Here is a 22,641-nt window from a genome sequence, read left to right as displayed (position 1 = left end):
TCACCCCTCAGCAATCACGAGCGATTCACACAACAACGTCCCTGGACATCACACCGCCTACGTGTTCAAGCTCTACTCCGGCAAAGAAGCACTTTTCATCGTCGCACTCGAGGCCTGCTTCGACGCGATCATCGAGGCGCTCGAAGAGGGGGCGGATGCTGCGAGCGACCAGACCCCCGACAGCATCCTCGAGGCGATGGGCGATGCCTACGCGCAGCTCATCGGCGATCGCACTCTGCTGATGCTGCAGGTGCACGCGCAGTCGGTCGCCGAGATCCCGGTCGTCGGTGAAGCGCTGCGCACCGGTCTCGCACGCGTCACGACCTTCGCCAAGGTTCGTTCCGGCGGCACCGACGATGCCGTGCAGCGCTTCATCGCCTACGGGCAGCTGTGTCACCTCATCGTCACCACGCAGCTCGACGGCCGCCCCGAAGAGTGGGCAATGCTCCTGACCAAGGGGATGAGTCACCCGGCGTGATCGCGTCGGACGCTGTCCCCATTTTTCTTTGCCTCAAAGAGTGAGTGATGAATCACTCAATTCAACAATCAGAAGGAGTGACACCATGAACACCCTCACAACGCCGGCCCGATCTGCGAATACGGAACCACGCAGCAAGCGTCGCTGGCTCGCGCTGGGCATCCTGGCGCTCGCACAGTTCCTCGTCGTGCTCGACTCGTCGATCGTCAACATCGCCCTTCCCGTGCTCGGGCGCGAACTCAGCATGGACACGGCCGCGCTCACCTGGGTGATCACCGCCTACGTCCTCGCCTTCGGCGGACTGCTCCTGCTCGGCGGCCGACTCGCCGACAGGTACGGTCACCGCCGGATCTTCCTCATCGGCTCCGCCGGATTCGTCGCGGCATCCGCGCTCGCCGGCCTCTCAATCTCCAGCGAGATGCTCCTCGCCGCGCGCGCCTTGCAGGGAGTGTCGGCCGCGCTTCTCGCCCCCGCCGCGCTCGCGCTGCTCACCCACCTCTTCCCCGACGCGAAGGAACGCACCAAGGCGCTCGGGCTCTGGGGTGCAGTCGCCGGCATCGGCTCCGCGGCCGGCGTGCTGTTGGGCGGCATCCTCACCGCGACCCTCGGCTGGCAGTCAGTGTTCTTCGTCAACGTGCCCGTCGGCGCGATCGTCCTGATCGCGATCCCCCTGCTCGTCACACCGGACGGCACTCGCCCGGCCGAGCGTCTGGATGCTCCGGGAGCCGTCACCGTGACCGCTGCACTCGTCGCGCTCGTCGGCGCATTCAGTGCCGTGGAGCAGCTCGGGTTCCTGCACCCGCTGCCCCTGATTCTCGGGGCGGTCGCCATCGCGCTCGGCGCGCTGTTCATCGTGATCGAACGCCGCAGCCCTGCGCCCCTCGTTCCGCTGGGTGTCTTCCGCAACCGCAACCTCGCGCTCGGCAACGTCGTCATGCTGCTGGTCGGCGCGGCAATGGTCGCACTGTTCTTCGCCTTATCGGTCTACATGCAGGCCGTGCTCGGTTACGACGCCCTCGTCACTGGCCTCACGCAGCTGCCGCTCGCCGGCGCGCTCGTGGTCGTCGCGGGTGTCGTGCCCAGCCTCATCAGCCGTGTCGGCGGCCGACCGGTGCTGGGCGGGTCGCTGCTCATCCTGGCCGGCGGACTTGTGTGGCTCGCGTTCGCCCCGGCGGATGCTGTCTTCGCGACCCAGCTGCTCGGACCGACACTGCTCATCGGCGTCGGTCTCGGCGGTGCGTTCGTCGCCGCGACGCAACTGGCCGTCGATGGCGTCGCAGGCGGTGAATCGGGCCTCGCCGGAGGCCTCATCAACACCAGCCAGCAGATCGGCGGCGCCGTCGGACTCGCCGTGCTGGGAACCATCGCTGGCCTGCGGACCGCGTCATTGGAGGCCGGCGGAGCGTCGAGCGCCGCCGCGCTCACCGGAGGATTCTCCTGGCTCTTCCTCGGCGCCGCGGTGCTGTCGGTCCTCGGAGCAGGGCTCGTCACCCTCTGGCGTCGGCCGTGAAGCGGGGTCGGTCAGGGCGCCGTGTACCCGCCGTCCACGAGGTGGTAGCTGCCGGTGATGAAGCTCGCGGCATCGCTCGCGAGGAACGCGATGAGGTGGGCGACCTCCTCACCCTCTGGCGTCGGCCGTGAAGCGGGGTCGGTCAGGGCGCCGTGTACCCGCCGTCCACGAGGTGGTAGCTGCCGGTGATGAAGCTCGCGGCATCGCTCGCGAGGAACGCGATGAGGTGGGCGACCTCCTCTGCCTTCCCGAGGCGGCCGATCGGATGCTTCGACACGAGGAAGTCCTTCGCCTCGGCATCCATCTGCGCCAGAAGGGGAGTGTCGATGAAGCCCGGCCCGACCGAGTTCACCCGTACGCCCTGCGCGGAGTACTCCAGCGCGGCCGACTTCGTCATGCCCACGACGCCGTGCTTGGCGGCGACATATGCGGGCGACGTGGCGAAGCCGACGCTGCCGAGGATCGACGCGATGTTGACGACCGAACCGCCGCCGTTGTCGAGGATCGTCGGGATCTGCGCCTTCATGTTGCGGAAGACCGCGTTGAGATTGATCGCGATGACCTTGTCCCAATCGTCGTCCGAGTACTCGGCGGTGGGCGCGGCTGCACCGCCGATGCCCGCGTTATTGACACCGATCCGCAGCGGCGCGAGCGTGCCGGCGAGTTCGATGGAGGATGCGATCCACTCCGCATCGGTCGCATCCCCCGCGGATGCCGTCGCCACACCGCCCGCCGCGCGGATCTCGTCGACCACGTCCTGGGCGGCCTCGGCGTTCAGGTCGTTCACGACTACCGATGCGCCGTTCTGCGCAAGCAGCAGCGCAGCAGACCTGCCGATTCCGCTGCCTGCGCCGGTGACGATCGCCGAGCGGTCCGAAACGTCGTACTGTGCCATCAGGCGACTCCCTCTGAACGGGCGCTGCGCCGGGAGCGCTTCTCGGCCGGACCGCTCACTTCGACTCTACGACGCTTCCCTAACGACCCATAGCGATATATCGTTAACTTCCATCCAACAGGAGGTCATCATGAACGGTTCATTCCCCACCGGCGGTTTCGGATCCGGCTCACCCTTCGGCGGCTTCGGAGGTTCGAACGGTGCCGGAGGCCCGGCATCCGCTCTCTTCGAAGCCATGGACCAGGTGCGCAAGGCATTCGAGCCCCGCCCCGGCGGATCCACCCGTATGGCGCGCGGCGACGTGCGCGCGGCCGTGCTCTCATTGCTTGCGGAGGAGCCGATGCACGGCTACCAGATCATCCGCGAGATCGAGGACCGCTCGGGCGGCACGTGGAAGCCCAGCGCTGGATCGGTCTACCCCACCCTGCAGCTGCTCGCCGATGAGGGGCTCGTCGCGGCCGAGGAGCAGAACGGACGCAAGACCTATTCGCTCACCGAAGCCGGTCGTGCCACGGCGGATGAGGCCGATGCTCCGGCCCCGTGGGAGGGAAACGGGAACCGCGAGAGCGGTCGTCACGTCGTCCTCGCCAAAGCCGGCATGGACCTCGCCGGAGCCGCCGCCCAGGTCGCACGCACCGGCAGCTCGGCGCAGGCCGACCAGGCCGTGGAAGTGCTCGAAGACGCCCGGCGCAAGCTGTACGCGATCCTCGCCGAAGGATGAGCCCCCGCCCGGCCCACCGCGCCCGCTACCGCCGCATCCTGCGGTTCGCTTCGCTCCAGCTCGTGCAGCTGTGGTGGTTCGAGCTGTTCCTGCCGCGCATCGGGCTCACCCGCGTCGCCGACCGCACGCGCACCGAACGGATGCGCCGGATCGCGCAGCGCTTCCACGCGCTCGCCGTCGACCTCGGCGGGCTCATGATCAAGGTCGGGCAGTTCATGTCGTCGCGCCTCGACGTGCTGCCGCCCGAGATCACCGATGAGCTGGCAGGCCTGCAGGATGAAGTGCCCGCGGTGCCGTTCGCCGATATCAAGGCGATCGCCGAGGCCGAGCTCGGGATTCCGCTCGAGCGCGCGTTCGCCTGGGTTGACGAGCGGGCGCTCGCCGCAGCATCCCTCGGCCAGGTGCACCGCGCGAGACTGTCTGAACTCGACGCCGCCGACACGGGCCTGGAGAACGTGGTGATGAAGGTGCAGCGCCCTGGCATCGACGAGATCGTCGCGGTCGACCTCGCGGCGCTCCGCAAGGTCGCCGGCTGGCTGCGGCGCGTGCGCATCATCTCGGACCGGGTCGATGCGCCGGCGCTCGTCGAAGAGTTCGCGCACACCTGCATGGAAGAGATCGACTACCTGCACGAGGCGGCGAATGCCGTACGGTTCGCCGAGAACTTCTCCGTCGACGAGCGGGTCGACACCCCCGAGGTCGTGTGGGAGCGGACGACGCGGCGCGTGCTGACTCTCGAGGATGTCACCGCGATCAAGATCAACGACGTCGACGCCCTGCGTGGTGCGGGCATCGACCCGGTCGAGGTGGCGGATGCGTTCGCAGAGGTCATGTTCGAGCAGGTCTTCACGCACAGCTTCTTCCACGCCGACCCGCACCCGGGCAACATCTTCGTGACGCCGATCGCGGCATCCGATGGCCCCTCCTGGCGCCTGACCTTCATCGACTTCGGGATGATGGGCGAGGTGCCCGAGGGGCTCCGCACCGGACTGCGGGCTCTCGTGATCGCCGTCGCCGCGCGCGACGGACGCAAGCTGGTGGATGCTGCGCAGGAGATCGGCGTGCTGTTGCCCTCAGCAGACACGAAGGAGTTCGAGAAGGCCCTGACCGCGCTGTTCGCGCGCTTCGGAGGCATGGGGTTCGCAGAGCTGAGCAATGTCGACCCGCGCGAGTTCCGCGATTTCGCGTCGGAGTTCGGCGACACCGTGCGCGCCCTGCCGTTCCAGCTGCCGGAGGGGATGCTGCTGCTCTTCCGCGCCGTCGCACTGACCTCAGGCATGTGCAGCGGCGTGAACCCGGCGTTCAACGTGTGGAATGCCGTGGAGCCGTATGCCGCCCAACTGCTGCGCGACGAGACGGGCAACACCGTGAAGGCGTTCGCCGCGCAGGCGTGGGAGTCGGTGGGCGTCGCGGCCCGACTGCCCGGCCGCATCGACGCCGTCATCACCGAGATCGAAGACGGCACGATCACCTTCGACACCTCGCGGCTGGAACGGCGGATGGACTCACTGGTGCGCATCGGCCGACGCATCATCTCGGCGGTGCTGTTCGCCGGTCTCGTTGTCGGCGGGGCGCTGCTGCTCGGCGTGAACCTGCCGTTGGCGATCGTGCTGCTCTCGGTGTCGGCGGTGCCCCTCGCTCACGCCGTGTTCGCGGGGGTCGGGCGGCGCTGAGAGCTGGCAGACGACTGATCAGGCGTGGACCTGATCCGCGAGTTGGTCGGCGATGCCCCGGGGCTCGCGCCCGAGCAGTCGCGTGAGGGTGGCATCTGTCTGTGAGAAGTGGCCGCTGCGCGTCGCCTGGAACATCGAGAGCGTGAAGCGCGCGACGGGTTCGGGGACGCCGTGCGTCATCTCGCTGGCCACCCACTCCTCGTCGTCGACAACGATGCGTTCGATCCGGTGACCGGCGAGGTCGGAGGCTGCAGAGGCGAAATCCGCGAGCCTGATCGGTGTCGGCAGCGTCAGATCCACCGGGCCATCCGGTTGCGGGGCAGTGGTGAGAATCACGGCGGCTGCTTCTCCGGCATCCCGGCGATCCAGCCACGAGAAGGGTCCGTCTGCGGGCTTCGCGATCGCGCCGGTCTCCTGCCACGGGCCGAGCAGCTGCCCGAGGTCACCGTAGAAGCCATTGCGCAGAGCAGTCCATGCCACTCCAGACGACGCCAGGTGGTCTTCCGTGGCGGCGTGGAGAGCGAGCGGCGGATACGGAGTTTCGTAGCCGGTCCCGTGGGTGCTCGTGTACAGGATTCGCTGCGCACCGGCGGCGACGGCGGCATCGATCGCGGTTCGGTGCTGCCCGAGGACGTCGGCGGTGACATCGCTCGAAGAGACGATGAGCACCTGCTCTGCGTCGGCGAACGAGTGGCGGAGGGCCTCGGGGTCGTCATAGCTTCCCTGCCGCACGCGGACCCCCTTGCCGGCGAGGTGCTGGGCGCGACGGGGGTCACGGACACTGACTCCGATGCGGTCGGGGGATACCCGCTTGAGGAGGTGCTCGACGGTGGCGCCGTTGAGCACGCCTGTTGCTCCGGTCACGATGATCATGGGGTGTCCTTCTGCTGGTTGTAACTTGACCCGTATGGTCAACTTAACCTGGGCTACCATGATGCAGGAACTTGACCAACCTAGTCAAGTTGTGCCATCCATCGATAATCGTCAAGAAGAGGGTGCTGGGATATGTCGCCGTCAACGCTTCGCGCCGATGCCCGCCGTAACGTCGATCTGATCCGTGCTGCCGCCGTGCAGGTGTTCCGCGAGCGCGGCTTGGCTGTCCCGCTCGAGGAAGTCGCTGCCGCTGCTCGGGTCAGCAAGGCGACCATCTTCAACCGGTTCGGAGGGCGAGTCGGCCTGATCGACGCGGTCATCGACGAGGTCGTGGCGGTTGAGCTGCTGGGCGTGATCGATGAGGCACGGTCGGTCGATGGGATCCGGGAACGCGTCGCCTCCTACGTCCGCGCGATTCGACAGCTCCAGTACGACCTGCCGGCTGTCAACGACGTCCTGCTGCAGGAGTTCCCGGAGTCGGAGCCGCTCGTGGCACTGTGTCATGCCGGTGAGGAATTCCATGACGAGCTGGTCGCAGAAGGGCACGCCGCCGGAATCCTGGCCACCGGAGTCACGGCCGGCGACTTCCAGATGCTGGCCACGGACAATGCGCTCGCGCTGAAGCACGGGCGCACGCGCCCGTCTCGCGCAGATTACGACCGACGGACGGAGTTCATCCTCGGCGGGGTCTGTCCCGTCGCAACAACTGTCGGAAACGAACCGAGATGACACCGAATGTCACTAAGCAAAGTCCGATAGGCGCTCTCCTTGTTGCTTTTGTCGTGACACTTTCCTGATCACTTTGGCCGGGATTTCGGCGACGCTGTTGACGGCGCAGTCTCTTCATGGCGAACGGGGCTGCTCGGGGGCGTGGCTGCGCTCATTGCTGAACGATTCCGTTAGCGGTGACGAGACTGACGCTAAACAGGCGCGGAGCAGCTGCGATGTCCGTTGGATCATCGCAAGGTCTCGGCTCACGACCCGTTCCCGTCCGTGAATATGTTTGACGACCAGCCCGGCTCGTTCAAGTATCGCGACATGCTTCTGAACGGCGGCGAAGCTCATGTCGTATCGACGCGCAAGCTCGCTCACGGAATGTCCATAGCTTAGCGTGCGGGCAAGGATGTCACGCCGGGTGGCGTCTCCTAAGGCTCGGAAGATGAGATCCGCGTCGTCGGGGGCGAGTTCATTTGGCACCATCACGCCTGCGCGGCACTGAGAAACGATCGCAACGCGGGAATCAGTGCCGCGGGTTTCATCATCGGTGTCGCATGGTGCGCGCCGTCGATCGTCTCATGGCCGGCATCGGTCAGCGCCGCGAGCTCTCGGGTTCCACTCTGCATGAATGGCTCGCTCTTGCTTCCGACGAGCACGAGCGAGGGCGCCCGGAGCGCCTTCCATCGGTCGGTGCTGAGAGGTTTGCCGTCTTGCAGTCCCATACAAAGGCGTGTGTCATAGACCGTCGTCGGAGCCATTGCGACCATGGTTCGCCAGGGCCCGACCATTGCCCGCATTGCCCAGATCATGAGGGCGGGGGCACCGAGGGCGACTCGGTTGAACTCGCGAACCGCGTCTGATGCGCGGCCGTCACGTAAGAGTTCCTCGAGGCGTTCGGCGAGGTCTCGAGGGACAGGCGTGCGTCGATCGTCCACGATCACCGGGGGCTCGTAGGCGATGAGGCCGACGATCTTCTCAGACAGCGCGGTTGCTGCGTCCAGAGCGAGGACCGCACCGGACGACGCACCGAACAGGACTGCCGTACCTCCGTGTGCATCGACGAGCGCCTCGATATCCTCGACCTCGCGAGCGACGCTCCAAGCGCCGGCATCCCCGCTGTTCCCGCGGCCGCGCCGATCGTAGTTCACGACGGTGCACGAGTCGGCGAGCAGAGCGCCGAGGCGGCGGTTGTCTCGAAGATCGGACAGCGCTTGCGCGACGAGGACGACTGTCGGCCCCTGTCCGCTGCGTTCAAACGAGATTTCCGTATCGTCGGCAGATTTGACCTGGTGCAGCGAGGGAGCGGGGGAAGTGTTGTTCTTGGGCATTGCGGTTTCCGTTCGTTTCGGGAAGTCGACTATTTCAGCGGCGCGTCATCGTGGACGCGTAGCCGCCTTCGCCGGGGTATACCCAGGCGCCATCGAGCACACGATCGTCATCGCTGAAGGTGCCGGTGAAGTAGGCCGGACTGCCCTTGGCTCCTGCCCAGATGGTGAGCGTCTCGCCCTCGAGCTCGTAGACGTAGTCGAGGGTGTTGCCCATCGAGTCGTAGAACCGCGAGACGACGTCCGTTCCGGCTGGTTCGCCGAAGGGGCGCAGCTGACCGATGACTTCGAGGCCGGTGATGGTCTGGCCGAACTGCTCCAGCTCAACATGCTGCAGCAGGAAGAACCGTCCCGGCATCCACTCATATCGGATGACGCCCTCGGCGCCCCCTGTCACTGTCCATTCGCCGACGAGCCGCTCGAGCGCGACGACGGCGCTACTGGGCATGGATTGCTCGCCGAGTCCGTATGCGTCGATCTGGTCGGCGGTGAGGTTCTCCAGCGGGTTCTCGTTCATCAGATGTCCTTTCGTCGGCAGCCCGGCGGGCCACCTTCACAGATACCTCGGAGCTGAACCGCGCCGATTGACATCTGTACGGAAACTCGTTGCGAGAGCAGATGTCAATACTCGCTATCCGGCTCCGAGGTATCTGTGCATCGACATTGAAATCACCAGAGGAGCACACCACGACCATGAGCAACCAGACACCGCGGATCGGGAACAGCGCGAGCCGAGCGCTGCCGCGTACGACGCGGGGACTATTGTTCGCCGGGGCATTGGCCGGGCCCCTGTTCTATCTGTCCGCGATCGTGCAAACGTTGACGCGACCCGGATTCGACCTTCGCATCCACCCGCTCAGCCAGCTGTCCACTGGGGAACTCGGCTGGATCCAGATACTCACCTTCATCGTGGTCGGGCTCGGTCTGATCTGCCTGTCGATCGGCCATCGGAGGGTCGTGACCGGCGGCCTCGGCCGCGCAGCCATTCCGGTGCTCGTTGCGATCGGCGGGTCGGGGTTCATCGCCGCCGGCGTCTTCCCGCAGGATCCCGCGAACGGGTTCCCCATCGGCGTGGCAGACGGCCCGGCTGCTGAGCCCTCGGTGCACGCTCTCGTTCATACGGTGGCGGCGATCGTGGCGTTCACCGCGCTGGCCGTGGCAGCGATTGTCGCCCTCGTGCGCGCGATCCGTGAGCGTCGTGTGGGCGCCGCTGTCGGCAATGGCATCGTCGCACTCATGCTCCTCGCCCCTGTCGTCCCCGACATCGCCAGCGTGCAGGTGGCGTTCACGGGTCTCTTCGCCTTCGGCTGGTGCACCGCAACGGCCATCTCGTTGCTGAAATCGCCGACGGTAGCTCGCTAGCCTGGACTCCCGCCTACCTAAGGAGACGAGATCGTGAAGTTCCTCATTCTCGGCTACACGCCGAGTACCAGCTGGGATGCCGCAACCGCAGAAGCCCCCACCGAAGATGCGCTTGCCGCATTCGCCGCATATCAGGAGTTCGAAGCGGAGCTGCGTGCCAGTGGCGAGTTCGTCAGCACGGAAGGACTCGGGCATCCAGCTGTATCGACGACCGTGCGCAAGACCGACGGGAGCATCGTCATCACCGACGGCCCGTTCGCCGAACTCAAGGAAGTGCTCGCGTCATTCGCTGTCATCGAGGTGTCGGGATTGGAGCGCGCGAAGGACATCGTCGCCCGGATGGTTGAGATGCTCGGCGAACCGATGGAGATCCGGCCCATCATGGGCGACGACTTCGCGTGACCGCCTCTCCCGACGCGATCGAGCACCTGCTGCGCACCGAGGCGCCGCAGGTGCTCGGCGCCTTGGTGCGCCGCTTCGGTCACTTCGACATCGCCGAGGAAGCAGTGCAGGACGCTCTCCTCGCCGCGAGTCAGCAGTGGCGCACGGACGTGCTCCCCGAAAACCCCAGGTCCTGGCTGATCCGCATCGCCTACCGCCGGATGATCGACACTCTTCGGGCTGAGTCAGCAGACCGGCGCCGAGAAAAAGAGTACGTCGCCTCCGAACAGAGGTTCAGCTCTCCGCATCCGACAGCCGCCAGCCACGACGACAGCCTGAACCTCTTGTTGCTCTGCTGTCATCCCGCGCTTTCTTCCGCGTCCCGCATAGCGCTGACGCTGCGCGCCGTGGGTGGATTGACCACCGCAGAAATCGCTCATGCGTATGGGGTGACAGAACAGACCATGGCTGTGCGGATCAGCCGGGCGAAGCAGCAGATCCGCAAAAGCGGTGCCCGGTTCGAGTTCATCGTTGACGACGACTTCTCCGGCCGCCTCTCCGCTGTCATGCGCGTGCTGTATCTGATCTTCAACGAGGGATACACAGTGACCACGGGCACGGAGCTCACCCGAACCGACCTGACCGGCGAGGCTATCCGGATCGCCCGGCTCCTCCACGCCCTCGTTCCCGATGATCCCGAACCCGCAGGGCTTCTCGCACTCATGCTGCTGATCGATTCGCGTCGCGCTACGCGCACCGCCGCGAACGGGGATCTTGTTCCTCTAGCTGACCAGGACCGTACGCGGTGGGATCAAGCAACCATCTACGAGGGGGCAGAACTCATCCGTGCCGCATGGTCTCAAGGGGACGTGGGGACGTACAGGCTGCAGGCCGCAATCGCCGCCGTTCACGCATCTGCTCCTGTCGCCGAGGAGACCGACTGGGAGCAGATCGCTGCTCTCTACTTGGCGCTCGAACAGGTCGAGCCCAGTGGGATTGTCATGCTCGCACGAGTCGTCGCCGTCGCCCATGCGTTCGGCCCCGCTCGCGCCAACACTCTGCTTCGGCAACTAGATCGTGACCATGGGCTTCTCCAACACCCGTTGACCATGCATCGTGCGCACGCGATCCGTGCACACCTCCGCGAAGCGGAAGGGGATGCCGCTGCCGCGAGAGAAGATTTCCTTGCGGCCGCCGACATGACGAAGAACGAGCCGGAGTCCCGGTATCTGTCGCGAAAGGCTGACGGCGAATAGCCCACACCCGTTCCCGTCCCACTTCGAAGCAGTCCTTCAAGAAGAACAACCTCTTGACACAGCATCCACTCGGTCGTAACGTGCAACCAAATGGTTGCACAATCTGAACTGAGCGAGACGGAGATCGACCGTGTGTTCCACGCACTGGCGACGGCGACACGGCGTGACATCTTGCGCCGCACGATCACCGAGGAGCAGTCGGTTTCGACCCTCGCGGGCGATTACGAGATGTCCTTCGCGGCTGTGCAGAAGCACGTCACCGTCCTCGAGGCCGCCGGCCTCATCATCAAACGCGCTGAGGGACGCGAGCGGCTCGTCCGTGCGAATCCCGAGATGATCGCGCGCGCCCGGGCGCTGTTGGCCCGCTACGAAGAGCTGTGGCGGGCACGAATCTCCCGCCTCGATGACCTCCTGGCCGAACCGCACGCTGAATCCGAAGAAGGAGAATGAGAATGCCTGTCACCGATGTCTCAACCGATACCGAGAACCTGACGATGACCGTCACCGCTGAGTTCGCCGCACCGATCGAACGTGTATGGAGCGCCTACAGCGACCCGCGTCAGCTCGAACGCTTCTGGGGCCCGCCCGGATGGCCAGCCACCTTCACCGCCTGGGATCACACCGTCGGGGGACGTGCGAACTACACCATGAGCTCACCGCGCGGCGAGAGGTCGTCGGGCTACTGGGAGTTCATCGCCATTGACGAACCGCGAAGCTTCACGGTGCTCGACGGATTCACGGATGAGCAGGGTGTTCCGAATGCGGAGCTCCCGTCGATGCGCATGGAATTCGCCTTCGAGCCCGCGGCCGACGGCAGCACCCGCATGGCCGCCACCAGCCATTTCGCCTCCCTCGAAGCGCTCGAGCAGGTCGTCGCGATGGGCGCGATCGAGGGCACCACGATGGCGATGGCCCAGTTGGATGCTGTGCTGCAGGACCTGCGCGAGTACGCCGAGGGCAAGGGCACCCGCGTCGAACTGATCGACGACACGCATGTGCGCATCACCCGGCTCGTGAACGGCCCGCGCGAACTCGTGTGGCGCGCGCACCACGAGCCCGAACTCATCCGCCAGTGGATGCTCGGACCCGACGGGTGGGAGATGACGGAGTGCGTCGCGACCACGACCGTGGGCGAGAGTTACCGCAACTCGTGGGCGCCGGTCGGCGACACCGAGGGCGAGCCGTTCGGCTTCGAGGGCGAACTGCTGCTGGCCGACGCACCCCGCCGCGCTGTGACGACGGAGCGCATGCAGGGCCAGCCGGTCGAGACGCTCAACGACCTGAACCTCTACGAGGAGGACGGCGCCACCCTTGTCACGGTGCTCATCGAGTACCCCGACAAGGACACCCGCGACATGATCCTCGCCACCGGCATGGCCGACGGCATGGAGGAGTCGTTCGCACGGCTCGAGCGCGAGGTGCTGGCGCCGGCGCGTTCGTAACCGCTCCGGCCGACGGCTCCGACCTGCCTTCAGCGCGATCTATGCGCGGCCGTCACCGAGAAGTCGCCGGCGAAGTCGTCGAGTACAGCGAAGAGGCGGCGCGCCGACGCAGTGTCTCCTTCGAGCTGTACGTCGCCGCGGGCGACGGCATCATCGAGCGCCAGCGAACCCATCGCGAGGTCTGCCAGCACGGCATGCGATGCGACGAGACGCGACGGAGCGGCGGGTGCTCCAGCCACATGCCGGAGTACGCCCCGGCGAAGTATGACGCGGCGGCTCGAGCCCCGATCGGACTCGAGCACGTCGAGCTCGATTTCGAGTTCCGCGGCCTGCGGTCCGTTCAGACGGATGGCGACGAAGTCCAGGAGCATCGCCAGATCCATGCCGAGCGCCATGACCGCGTTGGAGGCGTGGAAGCTGGCTGTCGGTTCGGCCTCGCCGCGCAGCTCGGCCGCGGTGAGGAGGTAGAAGTTTCGCCAGGGGCCGCTCTCGCTCTGATACCCGAGCTGCTCGAAGACATCGGCCTGCAGCGCCGCCGCTTCGGCATCCTGGTCCTCTGAACTCGCCAGCAGGTGCTTGAGCAGCTCCGCAGCCCACCGATAGTCCCCCGCCTCGAATGCCTCAGCGGCAACTCGCAGTACGGCATCCCTCCCACCGATCGTACGTACGAAACGCTCACCGAGCTCGGAAGGAGGGAGCGGCTCGAGATTGGCAGGGTTGGCATCGAACCATCCAAGGTACCGCTGGTAGACGGCCTTCACATTGTGGCTGAGTGAGCCATAGTTTCCGCGGTTGCCCGCTCCGTGGAGCTCGGCAGGCAACGTCATGATCTCTGCCGCCTCGGTCGGTGTGAGGCCGTGATTGGCGAGCCTGAGAGCACCTTGGCGAAGATTTGGTGGGGCTTCGCCCCGAGTACGGTCGACAGTCTGAGCAGTTCGGCATCGGTCGACCGCACTCCGGCTCGCGAACCCGAGAACACGATGAAGAAGACGAGCGTTGCGGCAACCGCAACCTTCGCCGTAGTGGTGATTCCGAAGACGACGATGAACAGCGGGGCGAGCGCGATGCGCGGCATCGCGTTCACAGCATCCATGAAGGGGCTGATGACTCGCTCCACGGTCGGCAAGAGACCGACGGCGATGCCAGCGCAGACGCCGAGTACGCCAGCGAGAACCCAAGCGATGATCACGGCGATCATCGTGGCTCCGAGATTCGTGAACAGCTCGCCCGAGACCGTGGCCTCCATGATGTAGCGCCACGAGTCCATCGGTGATTTCGCGAGAACGGGAGCGAGCACACCGCTGCGCACCGTGAGATCCCAGGCTGCGAGCCACAGGACGACCAGTCCCACTTGCGAGAGGCGCACGACCCATGTCGTGCGGCGTGCAGCCGACGCCGGACTGGTCTGAGTCGCTGCCTTGCGGGGCCGCATGGCGGTCGTTGTCATCACTTCTCCGCTCCTCGCGTCCTGACGCAGCTCAAGAACATGCGTAGACGCTTTCGTCGAACGGACGACTCGAGTCGGGTTGACCCGTGGTCATCTCAATGTTGGCGCGCCAGCGTTCCTCGTCGATGACGTCTTTGTAGAAGGTACGTTCCTTCTCCCACAGGTCCGTTGCCGATGCGGTGGTCGTGCGCGTGACATCTTCGATGAGAGCGATCGCCTCGTCCTTGTTGGCTTCGTCGGCCAGCCAGTCCGTGGCTTTCGTGACGGCGCGGCAGAACTTCTCGACCGATCCGGGTGAGTCCTCGATCATCGAGGTGGTGGTTGCCCAGAAGCTCGCCAATCCGGAGTCTCCGTATTCACCGCCTGTTCCGTCGAGGGTCGAAGCGATCAGGCGGACAGGCAGGCCGGCGTCTCGTACGCTCAACATGCTGCCGTACGCCGCGGAGGTCGCATCGAGCTGTCCGTTCTGCAGGGCAGGGAGCTGGGAGATGGAAGCGCCTGAAGCAACGAACTGCACGTCCTCCGGTGACATCCCGTTGGCGTCGAGCACCTGTTCGGCGAATGACTGCACTGCTCCTCCCAGCGCATTTACACCGATGTTGCGTCCTGCCAGGTCGTCCACAGTCTGGATGTTGCTGTCCTCCGGCACATAGATCCCGTAGTCGAGGTCCATAAACGGTGGCACGGCCACGACATTCTGTCCTTGTTCGACGGCAGGGATGAAGGTCGCCGGCGTCGCCCAGGTGAACTGGTTCGATCCGCCGATGAGTCCAGCGATGCCTTCTGGGCCCTTCGCGATGTCGATCGTCTCGACGGTGAGGCCTTCCTCATCGAAGAAGCCCTGGCGCTCGGCGATGTCGAGGCTGATGGTGATCATGTTGTTCGGATAGGTTCCCACCGTGACGGTGTCGTCGGTGGAGCCGGTGTTTTCGGATGATGCGCAGGATGCCGAAACTCCGGCGACCGCCGCCAGAGTGACGATGGACAGGATGCTTCTCAAACCACGATGTTTGTTCATATCTGACCTCGAAGACGGTTATCGTCACCGTCGTCGGTGACTCTTCGATTCAAGGTGCGTGAGCCGGAAGCGTCAAAGACGGGAAGTCACCCGAATTGACTGCCTCTGCCTATCTGTCCGGTCAGATCAGGCGGCGCAGTGCCTCGTCCAGCGAGATCCTCTGTGCGTCCGCGCGGTCGCGCAGGCGGGCGTGCTCATCGGGCGTGAGCGTGATGCGCAGCTCGACCGATTCCGCCGGCGCCGAGCCCAGCCCATCGAGCAGATCGGATGCTTCGGCCCACAGCTGCGGCGCGAGGGCAGGCGCGGAATCGGGAACCGCACCACCGAGAGTGAACCCCGGCCCGCGGCGCGGCTCGGTCTTCGCCTGATACGCCTTCGCCGCCGCGTTCGCCCGCTCGTCGGCAGCCTCGTTCAGATCGTGACCGGCGTGCCCCTTCACCCAGGCGAACTTCACATCCCGTCCCTGCATCGCCTCGTCCAGCGACTCCATGAGGTCGCGGTTCAACACGGCGCCGCCATCGGCCTTGCGCCAGCCGCGGCGCTTCCACCCCGGCATCCACTTGGTGATCGAGTCGATCACGTACTTGCTGTCGCACATGATCAGCAGCGACTCATCGGAGCCGGCCGTCGCGCGCAGCAGCTCGAGCACGGCTCGCAGCTCACCCTGGTTGTTCGTGCCGTGCGGCGATCCGCCCGCCGCCCAGTTGTCGTCGTCGATGTACCAGGCCCATCCGTTCGGGCCGGGGTTGCCGAGGGCCGAGCCGTCTGCGGCGGCGGTGATCGTCATCCTTCAACCGTAACGGGGCGCGCGCCCCGAGCACCTCGCCCCGTGAGACTGCATTCCGCGGATGAACTCGCGCGGAATCCCGCGCATCTCATCCGCGGAATGCAGTCTCGGAGGGTGGGGGGTCGACGGGGAACGTGATCGACGTCGTCTGCGCACCCAGGCCGACCTCGAGCGGGTCGACGGGTGCCGTGTCATCGAGGTCGTCGACAGTATCCTTTTCCAAAGGCTCCCCGGGCAGCGACGCCCACGGTCCTGGTTCTTCCGGTCGTTGCGAGAAAAGTCCCATGAGTACCTCGGCAGATCTAGAAGTCGTCGATGATGAGCTTCTTCATCTCCATCATCTTCGCGTACGCACCCGGGCGTTCCATGAGTTCGCCCATGTTCTCCGGAACGATCTGCCAGCTGAGGCCGTACTTGTCGGCGAGCCAGCCGCACACCTCCGCTTCGGGCACGGCGGTCAGCGCGTCCCAGTAGTGATCGAGCTCGTCCTGATCGGCGACCCGCACCTCGAGCGAGACGCCGCAGTCGAACGCGAAGTCGTGATCGGGGCCGCCATCCATCATCGAGAACCACTGGTCTGCCAAGCGGAACTCGCCGAACATGATCGTGCCCGGCTCGGCGCCGGTCGACTGCGGCGGATGCACGGCGAGGTAGCCGACCCCCGCATCCGGGAACAGCGATGCGTAGAACACCGCCGCCTCTCTCGCCTTGCCGTCGACGGCCTCGGTGAACGTGAGCTGCGGAATGAGGAACGGACGCGATTCGCCCTCGGGGCTGGTGAGGATCAGCTGCCAGTTCACGCCGTAGCGATCCTCCACCCACCCGTAACGCGGGCTGAACGGGTACTCGTCGAGCTCCATCCGCACCGTCCCGCCGTCGGCGAGGGCGGCCCACACGGCGTCGAGGCTCGAACGCGCGGCATCCCGGTCGCCGTCGAACCGGAGCGGGTCGAAGTTCAGCATGAACGACACTGACGGATTTGGGCGGAACTCCGACCCCGCGTTGATCAGCGTCAGCAGGTATCCGTCGACGTCGAGGTCGACCGTGAGGGCCTCGCCGGCGAAGTCGGCCTGCCAGTCTGCGACGTCGTCGGGATACGTCGCGCTGACGTGCGCTGAGGCGCCGGGCAGGATGCCGGCATAGAACTCGCCGGCCTCGCCGGCGTTCCGGTCGAACCAGATATTGGGGACGATCTTCTGAGACATCTCGACTCCTTCGTCGCGACTTGTTCCCGCTTGTCTAGATCGTGCTCGTCAGCGCCCGCGGAAGCAAGGGGGTTGCACCCCATTCCTCCACTCTGCGTAGGGTGGAGGGGATGGTTTACCTCACACCCCTGACGGCCGAAGTGGAAAAGTGGTTCGACACACTCGTCGCCGCGCTCATCGCTGTCGTCACCGTCGCCGTGATCGTGATCGGTGCGCGTTTCATCGCCGGACGCACCCGAGGCCGTTCGGCCTGGATCGCCGACTTCGAACGTCGCATCCGCACGCCCGCCATGGTCCTGGCGTTCGTCATCGCCGCATGGATCGTGTGCGCGCTCACCGCGCCCTCCGTGCTGTCGTGGTGGCCGGTGCTGGAACGGATGCTGCTCATCGCCACCGTGCTCGTGAGCGCGTGGCTGCTTTCGACGCTGGTGACGTACGGCATGGAACAGCTCATGCGGTACGACAGCCGGAAGGATGCGACCAGCGCCGAGGGTCGTCGTCGGCAGACGCAGCTGACCATCATGAACCGTCTTGCCGTGGTGCTGATCGGTGTGCTCGCCGTCGGCGCCGTGCTGTTCTCGTTCCCCGAAGTACGGGCGGTGGGCACCAGCATCCTGGCATCGGCCGGTGTCGCGAGCATCATCGCTGGTCTCGCCGCCCAGTCGACCCTCGGCAACCTCATCGCCGGCGTGCAGATCGCTTTCACGGATTCGATCCGCGTGGGTGACGTCGTCGTGATCGAAGAGGAATGGGGCACGATCGGCGAGATCAACCTCTCGTACGTGGTCGTCAACATCTGGGACGAGCGGCGGCTGATCCTGCCGTGCACGTACTTCACCACGACACCCGTCGAGACGTGGACGAGGCGGTCGGAGAAGATCATCGGCACCGTCTTCATGGATCTCGACTGGCGGGTTCCGGTCGATGCTGTGCGCGAGAAATTCATGGAGATCGTCGAAGCCTCGCCCCTGTGGGATCAGCGCTCGGCCAACGTGCTGGTCACCGGATCCGAAGGGGGCTTTGTGACCCTGCGGCTCAAGATCTCGGCCGCCAATTCCGATGACCAGTGGGATCTGCGCTGCCAGGTGCGCGAGCAGATGGTGTCGTGGCTGCAGAAGGAGCACCCCGAGGCTCTGCCGGTCAGCCGCGTGATGCTGAACCGCCCGGAGTAGACGCTCAGCCGACACTCCGTTCATCAATCGGACACCCGCTCGATACCCGACTGTTCGACGCAGGCCGTTCACTGTGTCGGTGCTCTCGCCTTCTCCTCCGCGCCGCGCCGCAACCCTACTGGCGACCGTGGTCGCCCTCGTCGTCCTCAGCGGGTGTGCGCCAGCGCCGGCATCGCTTCCGCAGCCGACGGGCACCGCGTACGAGCAGATGCCGGTACCCGGGCGCACGATCGCCCCGGAATCCCCCGCGGCGGATCTCGACCTGAGCGGTCAGCGCATCGCGCTCGTCCTCCCCGACCAGGATGCTGCGACGCAGACCATGGCCGACGCCATCAGCGCGACCGCCGAAGATGCCGGCGCGAGCGTGGAGGCCTTCCCCGTCGAAGCGGAAGACACGGTGGACGACGCGTTCGCTGCGGCCGTGGAGAGCGCACCCGAGATCGTGGTCGGGGTCGGCGAGGGGACCGTCGACGTCTTCTCCTATGAGACGGCACAGCGACTCGAACAGCAGTTCCTGCTCCTCGGCGGGCAACTCCCGGAGCCGACCGAGAACGTCACGGCGGTCATCTGGTCGGGTGCGACATCGCGCGGCAGCGGCGCCCCGGCGGACGGCGATTCCGACAGCGGCAGCATTACGCTGACGCGTGCGGCCGAAGCCGCAGCATCCGGTCTGGAGAGCGTGCAGGCGGGCGTCGTCGGCGTCGTCCTCCACCTCGGCGACTGACCGGCCGAGCTCCTGAGCGTCATGCACACGTCACGGCTGAGTCATCGTCCGTTCATACGATTCGAGAGTGTCGGACACCCGGTGTCAGCAGACTTTCGACGCGCCCTCGCGCATACCCCCCGCATTGCCCGTTGAGATCGGAGCCCTCCTTGCTGACCACCGAATCCCCCTCGGACGCCTTCGGCAGGGTCCGTCGACACAGCGTCGCACGACGCACCACGGTGACAGCCGTGCTGCTCGCGCTGACCGCCGGATCCTTCGCCGCGACCTCCGTGCCGGCCGCAGCCGTCGACCGCCCCGCGACGCCGCTCGTGAACGCCGCGAAGTCCATCGCCGTCGAGCCGTTCCGCCTCGAGGCGGAGACGTACAGCTCCAACAACGGCGGCGGCACGAAGACCGAGACCAGCCAGGATGCCGACGGCATGTCCCTCGACAATGTCGGCGGCACGTGGGACGGCGCCGAGATCTACTTCGACGATGTCGACTTCGGCGCTGTGCCCCGCTCGACGGTCACCGTGCGCTACGTGAACAACTCCAGTCGCGTCGGCGCCAACCCCTCGCTCGAGTTCTACATCGACGAGAAGACCGACGAGAACAAAATCGCAACGGCCGCCCTTCCGGTGACCGGCTCGAACTGGAACGCGTACGACACGACGACGGTCGATCTGGATGCCGCTCTCCACGGCAGCCACAAGCTCATCGTGGTGATGAAGGTCACCGCCGATGACGCGCACCCGTATGTCGGCAACTTCGACTACTTCGAGTTCGGTGCCCCGGCCGTCGACGTGCCCGACACGTTCATCGGTGCCGAGACGCTGTGGAAGTACTCCGACAACAACACCGACCCGTCCCCCGGCTCGCTGGAGTGGACGACGGCCGAGTTCGACGACGCCGCTTGGACCGAGGCGCCGGGCGCCTTCGGCGCGAAGAACAACTCGGCAACGCCGGATCTGGGCGCCAACTTCCCCGTCGAGACCGTGCTCGAGCACTACATCGACGGATCTGCTGCGCCGACCATCCCCACGTACCACTTCCGCACCGACATCGACATCACCGCAGAGCAGATCGGCGTGATCGAGGGGCTGCAGGGCTCGGTCACCTATGACGACGCCGCGCGCGTCTACGTCAACGGCGAGAAGGTCGCGGGCTTCCTCGACGAGCGTGCCGGCGACAGCAACCTGGCCTACGCCGGCACCAGCAACGGCGACCCGGTCACCAGCGACTTCACGATTCCCGCCGACGCACTCGTTCCCGGCGAGAACCAGATCGCCATCGCGCTCTTCCAGGACCGTGAGACCAGCAGCGACGTCTACTTCGACGTGAAGTCGCTGGCGCCGGTCGAGAAGCAGGAGGAGGAGCCCGAGCCTCCCGCACTGGAGATCAGCGACATCGTGCTGGGCGTCGGTGCCTCCGAGCAGGAGCGCAACCTCGCCTGGTACACCAACCAGGATGTGCCGCAGGTCGCGCAGCTGGCGAAGGCCGCCGACGTGAGCGACGGCGCCTTCCCCGAAACCGCTCAGGTCTTCGAGACCACGGCGGGCGGCGGAACGACCAGCGGTGAGTTCTTCCGCGACGCGACGCTCTCGGGCCTCGAGCAGAACACCGAGTACGCGTACCGTGTCGGCAGCGACGAGTCCGGCTGGTCGGAGGTCTTCACCTTCCGCACGCAGGAGTTCGACGGTGCGTTCGACTTCCTGTTCTTCGGTGACCCGCAGGTGGGGGCATCCGGCAACCTCGGCAACGACGAGGCCGGCTGGATCGACACGCTGAACGTCGCATCGAACAGCTACCCGGATGCCGAGCTGCTGTTCTCGGCCGGCGACCAGGTGGAGCACGCGGGCAACGAGGACCACTACAACGCCTTCCTCAAGCCCACGCAGATGCGTGAGATCCCCGTGGTCGCTACCAACGGCAACCACGACGTCGGCTCGAAGGCCTACGAGCAGCACTACAACCTGCCCAACGAGGACCTCACGGCCGGCCCCGCCTCGAGCGGCACGTCCTCGGGCGGTGACTACTGGTTCATCTACAAGGATGTGCTCTTCGTCAACATCAACTCGAACAGCCGCGACTACGACTCGCACAACGCCTTCCTCGAGAAGGTCGTCGCGGAGCAGGGCGACAAGGTCAAGTGGAAGATGCTCGCCTTCCACCACTCGATCTACTCGGCAGCCGTGCACGCGACCGATGGCGACATCATCGACCGCCGCAACAACATGCCGCAGACCATCTCGGAGCTCGGTTTCGACATGGTTCTGATGGGCCACGACCACCACTACACGCGCAGCTACCTCATCAAGGACGGCGAACTGGCCGACTCCGAGGAGCAGGCAGCCGCCGATGAGGTCGTCGCAGAGGACGGTGAGGTGCTGTACGTCACAGCGAACTCGGCGAGCGGGTCGAAGTACTACAACCTCAACACCGGAATCGACCTGTGGTGGTCGTCTGTGCGCAACCAGGAGCGCGTGCGCAACTACTCGGCCGTCGAGGTCACCGACGAGTCGATCACGGTGCGCACCCTCCGCAGCCAGGCCAACGGCACCGCGAGTCCGATCAACAGCGTGGTCGACGAGGTCGTGCTCAGCAAGGCCGAGGCCGCGGACGACCTGAACGTCGCGGTCTCCGCATCCACGCGCACGCTGGCCGGCAAGCAGTACGTGTCGGTCGCCGCGAAGAACGAGGAGGCCGCCCCGGTCGACATCGTCGTGGAGACGCCGTACGGCTCGAAGACGTTCACGAACGTCCAGCCGGGCAAGTCGGCGAACGTGTCGATCAACTCGCGTGCCGGATCGATTCCGGCCGGTGAGGTCACCGTGAGCGTCACGGGCACCTCGGGCAGCGAGACGATCACCGTGGAGAAGTCGGCCAGCTACCCGGCGGCCGGTTGAACCTCGGGATGCCGTCCGGCAGCCCGCAACGACCCACCTTGTACGAATCCCCCAAGGAGTATCGAAAATGAAGAAATCTGCAGTTCTGCGCGGCAGCGCCATCGCCCTCGGCGCGGCCCTGCTCGTCTCGGCGGGTTCCGCCGCGATGGCCGCCGATGAGGAGTCCGACACCGCCGGTGTCGACGTCAACGTCGAGATCGAGCCGCTCGCCGGACCGGGGGCGCTCGCCCTCACCGTCGCCGGCGACGAGACGAGCCTCACGGAGGCGGCCTCGGAGGACGGCTCCGCACTGGAGCGCACCTTCACGGGCGCCCTTCCGACGGTCACGGTCACCGACACCCGCGCCGCCGAAGACATCGAGCCCGGGTCGGCCTGGTACGTGCTCGGCTCGGCGAGCAGCTTCGTGGATGCTGCCAGTGACAGCACGATCGGTGCAGAGCACCTCGGCTGGTCGCCGCAGCTCGTCGACGGTGCCGGCGAGGGCGAGGACTTCGTGGAGGTCGGCGGCGACGTCGCACCGAACGATCCCGGCCTGCTCGACCAGGAGTTGCTCTACCTCGTCGACTCCGAGGCGGGCAACGCCGGCGGCGGTGTGTTCAGCGCCAACGCCGACCTGACGCTCAAGGTGCCGGCGGACGTCGCAGAGGGAACGTACACCTCGACCGTCACGCTCTCGCTGTTCGAGTGAGGTCACCGAGGGGTGGGGGGGGGGGGGGGGCCCCCCCCCCCGCGCCGGCGCCCCTACGCCCCCCGGGGGGAGGCCCAGG

General features: G+C 66.1%; 26 protein-coding genes. 14 read left to right on the top strand and 12 right to left on the bottom strand.

Going from position 1 to position 22,641, the window contains the following annotated elements:
- Together ACTICP_RS05380 and ACTICP_RS05375 are read left to right on the top strand one after the other, a co-directional pair.
- Positions 1-478: hypothetical protein (locus ACTICP_RS05380; RefSeq protein WP_441890256.1), on the top strand; the 478-nt coding region annotated here is incomplete at its 5' end.
- Positions 479-563: 85 nt separating this feature from the next.
- Positions 564-1,988 (top strand): MFS transporter, encoded by a 1,425-nt coding sequence (locus ACTICP_RS05375; RefSeq protein WP_441890254.1) that lies wholly within the window; start codon positions 564-566, stop codon positions 1,986-1,988.
- Between the two features lie 11 nt (positions 1,989-1,999).
- Here the strand turns inward: ACTICP_RS05375 and ACTICP_RS05370 are convergent, their stop codons facing one another.
- Together ACTICP_RS05370 and ACTICP_RS05365 are read right to left on the bottom strand one after the other, a co-directional pair.
- Entirely contained in the window at positions 2,000-2,134 is a 135-nt protein-coding gene (locus ACTICP_RS05370) for an SDR family oxidoreductase (RefSeq protein WP_441890264.1), read from the bottom strand.
- Positions 2,131-2,883, bottom strand: a complete 753-nt coding sequence (locus ACTICP_RS05365) for an SDR family NAD(P)-dependent oxidoreductase (RefSeq protein WP_441890252.1) — start codon at positions 2,881-2,883, stop codon at positions 2,131-2,133. Before ACTICP_RS05365 ends, ACTICP_RS05370 begins: the two co-directional genes overlap by 4 nt.
- 130 nt (positions 2,884-3,013) lie before the next feature.
- Here ACTICP_RS05365 and ACTICP_RS05360 point away from each other — a divergent pair, with 130 nt between their 5' ends.
- Together ACTICP_RS05360 and ACTICP_RS05355 are read left to right on the top strand one after the other, a co-directional pair.
- Positions 3,014-3,604, top strand: a complete 591-nt coding sequence (locus tag ACTICP_RS05360; protein WP_441890250.1) for a PadR family transcriptional regulator — start codon at positions 3,014-3,016, stop codon at positions 3,602-3,604.
- Positions 3,601-5,277 (top strand): ABC1 kinase family protein, encoded by a 1,677-nt coding sequence (locus tag ACTICP_RS05355; protein WP_441890248.1) that lies wholly within the window; start codon positions 3,601-3,603, stop codon positions 5,275-5,277. The genes ACTICP_RS05360 and ACTICP_RS05355 overlap by 4 nt, the downstream gene beginning before the upstream one ends.
- An 18-nt stretch (positions 5,278-5,295) precedes the next feature.
- Here ACTICP_RS05355 and ACTICP_RS05350 read toward each other — a convergent pair whose 3' ends face one another.
- Positions 5,296-6,150: an NAD(P)H-binding protein gene (locus ACTICP_RS05350; RefSeq protein WP_441890247.1), complete on the bottom strand. Its 855-nt coding sequence runs from the start codon at positions 6,148-6,150 to the stop codon at positions 5,296-5,298.
- A 132-nt stretch (positions 6,151-6,282) separates the two neighbouring features.
- Here ACTICP_RS05350 and ACTICP_RS05345 point away from each other — a divergent pair, with 132 nt between their 5' ends.
- Positions 6,283-6,879 (top strand): TetR/AcrR family transcriptional regulator, encoded by a 597-nt coding sequence (locus ACTICP_RS05345; protein ID WP_441890245.1) that lies wholly within the window; start codon positions 6,283-6,285, stop codon positions 6,877-6,879.
- Positions 6,880-6,993: 114 nt separating this feature from the next.
- Here the strand turns inward: ACTICP_RS05345 and ACTICP_RS05340 are convergent, their stop codons facing one another.
- From ACTICP_RS05340 to ACTICP_RS05330, 3 genes are read right to left on the bottom strand one after another with little or no spacing between them, the layout of a single operon-like run.
- A complete protein-coding gene (locus ACTICP_RS05340; protein ID WP_441890243.1) occupies positions 6,994-7,350 on the bottom strand; it encodes an ArsR/SmtB family transcription factor in 357 nt (118 codons plus the stop codon).
- Positions 7,350-8,195, bottom strand: a complete 846-nt coding sequence (locus ACTICP_RS05335; RefSeq protein ID WP_441890241.1) for an alpha/beta fold hydrolase — start codon at positions 8,193-8,195, stop codon at positions 7,350-7,352. Before ACTICP_RS05335 ends, ACTICP_RS05340 begins: the two co-directional genes overlap by 1 nt.
- A gap of 34 nt (positions 8,196-8,229) precedes the next feature.
- A complete protein-coding gene (locus ACTICP_RS05330) occupies positions 8,230-8,709 on the bottom strand; it encodes a hypothetical protein (protein ID WP_441890239.1) in 480 nt (159 codons plus the stop codon).
- A gap of 176 nt (positions 8,710-8,885) precedes the next feature.
- On the opposite strand from ACTICP_RS05330, the gene ACTICP_RS05325 reads away from it, so the two are divergent.
- From ACTICP_RS05325 to ACTICP_RS05305, 5 genes are all read left to right on the top strand, one after another.
- The gene (locus ACTICP_RS05325) at positions 8,886-9,554 is read left to right on the top strand and encodes a DUF998 domain-containing protein (protein ID WP_441890237.1); all 669 of its coding nucleotides are present in this window, start codon (positions 8,886-8,888) and stop codon (positions 9,552-9,554) included.
- Positions 9,555-9,587: 33 nt separating this feature from the next.
- The gene (locus ACTICP_RS05320) at positions 9,588-9,956 is read left to right on the top strand and encodes a YciI family protein (protein WP_441890236.1); all 369 of its coding nucleotides are present in this window, start codon (positions 9,588-9,590) and stop codon (positions 9,954-9,956) included.
- Positions 9,953-11,191: an RNA polymerase sigma factor gene (locus tag ACTICP_RS05315; protein ID WP_441890234.1), complete on the top strand. Its 1,239-nt coding sequence runs from the start codon at positions 9,953-9,955 to the stop codon at positions 11,189-11,191. The genes ACTICP_RS05320 and ACTICP_RS05315 overlap by 4 nt, the downstream gene beginning before the upstream one ends.
- Positions 11,192-11,281: 90 nt before the next feature.
- Positions 11,282-11,641 (top strand): ArsR/SmtB family transcription factor, encoded by a 360-nt coding sequence (locus ACTICP_RS05310; protein WP_441890232.1) that lies wholly within the window; start codon positions 11,282-11,284, stop codon positions 11,639-11,641.
- A gap of 2 nt (positions 11,642-11,643) precedes the next feature.
- Positions 11,644-12,633, top strand: coding sequence for an SRPBCC family protein (locus ACTICP_RS05305; RefSeq protein ID WP_441890230.1), 990 nt, complete (start codon positions 11,644-11,646; stop codon positions 12,631-12,633).
- 29 nt (positions 12,634-12,662) lie between these two features.
- Here ACTICP_RS05305 and ACTICP_RS05300 read toward each other — a convergent pair whose 3' ends face one another.
- The 6 genes from ACTICP_RS05300 to ACTICP_RS05275 form a co-directional block, all read right to left on the bottom strand.
- Positions 12,663-13,460: an alkyl sulfatase dimerization domain-containing protein gene (locus ACTICP_RS05300; protein ID WP_441890228.1), complete on the bottom strand. Its 798-nt coding sequence runs from the start codon at positions 13,458-13,460 to the stop codon at positions 12,663-12,665.
- Positions 13,457-14,080 (bottom strand): ABC transporter permease, encoded by a 624-nt coding sequence (locus tag ACTICP_RS05295; RefSeq protein ID WP_441890226.1) that lies wholly within the window; start codon positions 14,078-14,080, stop codon positions 13,457-13,459. Before ACTICP_RS05295 ends, ACTICP_RS05300 begins: the two co-directional genes overlap by 4 nt.
- A 31-nt stretch (positions 14,081-14,111) precedes the next feature.
- The gene (locus tag ACTICP_RS05290; RefSeq protein WP_441890224.1) at positions 14,112-15,080 is read right to left on the bottom strand and encodes an ABC transporter substrate-binding protein; all 969 of its coding nucleotides are present in this window, start codon (positions 15,078-15,080) and stop codon (positions 14,112-14,114) included.
- Between the two features lie 139 nt (positions 15,081-15,219).
- Complete coding sequence (locus ACTICP_RS05285; RefSeq protein WP_441890222.1) at positions 15,220-15,885, bottom strand: ribonuclease H family protein; 666 nt, start codon at positions 15,883-15,885, stop codon at positions 15,220-15,222.
- A gap of 88 nt (positions 15,886-15,973) precedes the next feature.
- Entirely contained in the window at positions 15,974-16,108 is a 135-nt protein-coding gene (locus ACTICP_RS05280) for a hypothetical protein (protein ID WP_441890220.1), read from the bottom strand.
- Between the two features lie 79 nt (positions 16,109-16,187).
- Entirely contained in the window at positions 16,188-17,090 is a 903-nt protein-coding gene (locus ACTICP_RS05275) for a VOC family protein (protein WP_441890218.1), read from the bottom strand.
- Between the two features lie 110 nt (positions 17,091-17,200).
- Between ACTICP_RS05275 and ACTICP_RS05270 the strand changes: the two genes are divergently transcribed.
- The 4 genes from ACTICP_RS05270 (at position 17,201) to ACTICP_RS05255 (ending at position 22,562) form a co-directional block, all read left to right on the top strand.
- Complete coding sequence (locus ACTICP_RS05270) at positions 17,201-18,262, top strand: mechanosensitive ion channel family protein (protein WP_441890217.1); 1,062 nt, start codon at positions 17,201-17,203, stop codon at positions 18,260-18,262.
- A 79-nt stretch (positions 18,263-18,341) separates the two neighbouring features.
- A complete protein-coding gene (locus ACTICP_RS05265; RefSeq protein WP_441890215.1) occupies positions 18,342-18,986 on the top strand; it encodes a BMP family ABC transporter substrate-binding protein in 645 nt (214 codons plus the stop codon).
- Positions 18,987-19,135: 149 nt separating this feature from the next.
- Positions 19,136-21,874 (top strand): fibronectin type III domain-containing protein, encoded by a 2,739-nt coding sequence (locus tag ACTICP_RS05260; RefSeq protein WP_441890213.1) that lies wholly within the window; start codon positions 19,136-19,138, stop codon positions 21,872-21,874.
- Positions 21,875-21,941: 67 nt separating this feature from the next.
- Positions 21,942-22,562 carry a hypothetical protein gene (locus ACTICP_RS05255; RefSeq protein WP_441890211.1) on the top strand — a complete coding sequence of 207 codons (621 nt, stop codon included), beginning with the start codon at positions 21,942-21,944 and terminating at the stop codon, positions 22,560-22,562.
- Positions 22,563-22,641 lie beyond the last annotated feature (79 nt).

It is taken from the genome of Microbacterium sp., assembly GCF_052102115.1.
Taxonomy (GTDB): domain Bacteria; phylum Actinomycetota; class Actinomycetes; order Actinomycetales; family Microbacteriaceae; genus Microbacterium.
Note: the sequence above shows the minus strand (reverse complement) of the source record. Positions and strands in the feature narration are given on the sequence as shown.

Bases quoted from the DNA above. Each gene is read 5' to 3' on its own strand.
- ACTICP_RS05270 (WP_441890217.1), top strand. From the start codon at position 17,201: ATGGTTTACCTCACACCCCTGACGGCCGAAGTGGAAAAGTGGTTCGAC.
- ACTICP_RS05275 (WP_441890218.1), bottom strand. From the start codon at position 17,090: ATGTCTCAGAAGATCGTCCCCAATATCTGGTTCGACCGGAACGCCGGC.
- ACTICP_RS05285 (WP_441890222.1), bottom strand. From the start codon at position 15,885: ATGACGATCACCGCCGCCGCAGACGGCTCGGCCCTCGGCAACCCCGGC.
- ACTICP_RS05375 (WP_441890254.1), top strand. From the start codon at position 564: ATGAACACCCTCACAACGCCGGCCCGATCTGCGAATACGGAACCACGC.
- ACTICP_RS05255 (WP_441890211.1), top strand. From the start codon at position 21,942: ATGAAGAAATCTGCAGTTCTGCGCGGCAGCGCCATCGCCCTCGGCGCG.
- ACTICP_RS05305 (WP_441890230.1), top strand. From the start codon at position 11,644: ATGCCTGTCACCGATGTCTCAACCGATACCGAGAACCTGACGATGACC.
- ACTICP_RS05310 (WP_441890232.1), top strand. From the start codon at position 11,282: ATGGTTGCACAATCTGAACTGAGCGAGACGGAGATCGACCGTGTGTTC.
- ACTICP_RS05300 (WP_441890228.1), bottom strand. From the start codon at position 13,460: ATGACGTTGCCTGCCGAGCTCCACGGAGCGGGCAACCGCGGAAACTAT.
- ACTICP_RS05340 (WP_441890243.1), bottom strand. From the start codon at position 7,350: ATGGTGCCAAATGAACTCGCCCCCGACGACGCGGATCTCATCTTCCGA.
- ACTICP_RS05345 (WP_441890245.1), top strand. From the start codon at position 6,283: ATGTCGCCGTCAACGCTTCGCGCCGATGCCCGCCGTAACGTCGATCTG.
- ACTICP_RS05335 (WP_441890241.1), bottom strand. From the start codon at position 8,195: ATGCCCAAGAACAACACTTCCCCCGCTCCCTCGCTGCACCAGGTCAAA.
- ACTICP_RS05350 (WP_441890247.1), bottom strand. From the start codon at position 6,150: ATGATCATCGTGACCGGAGCAACAGGCGTGCTCAACGGCGCCACCGTC.
- ACTICP_RS05325 (WP_441890237.1), top strand. From the start codon at position 8,886: ATGAGCAACCAGACACCGCGGATCGGGAACAGCGCGAGCCGAGCGCTG.
- ACTICP_RS05355 (WP_441890248.1), top strand. From the start codon at position 3,601: ATGAGCCCCCGCCCGGCCCACCGCGCCCGCTACCGCCGCATCCTGCGG.
- ACTICP_RS05360 (WP_441890250.1), top strand. From the start codon at position 3,014: ATGAACGGTTCATTCCCCACCGGCGGTTTCGGATCCGGCTCACCCTTC.
- ACTICP_RS05330 (WP_441890239.1), bottom strand. From the start codon at position 8,709: ATGAACGAGAACCCGCTGGAGAACCTCACCGCCGACCAGATCGACGCA.
- ACTICP_RS05295 (WP_441890226.1), bottom strand. From the start codon at position 14,080: ATGACAACGACCGCCATGCGGCCCCGCAAGGCAGCGACTCAGACCAGT.
- ACTICP_RS05365 (WP_441890252.1), bottom strand. From the start codon at position 2,883: ATGGCACAGTACGACGTTTCGGACCGCTCGGCGATCGTCACCGGCGCA.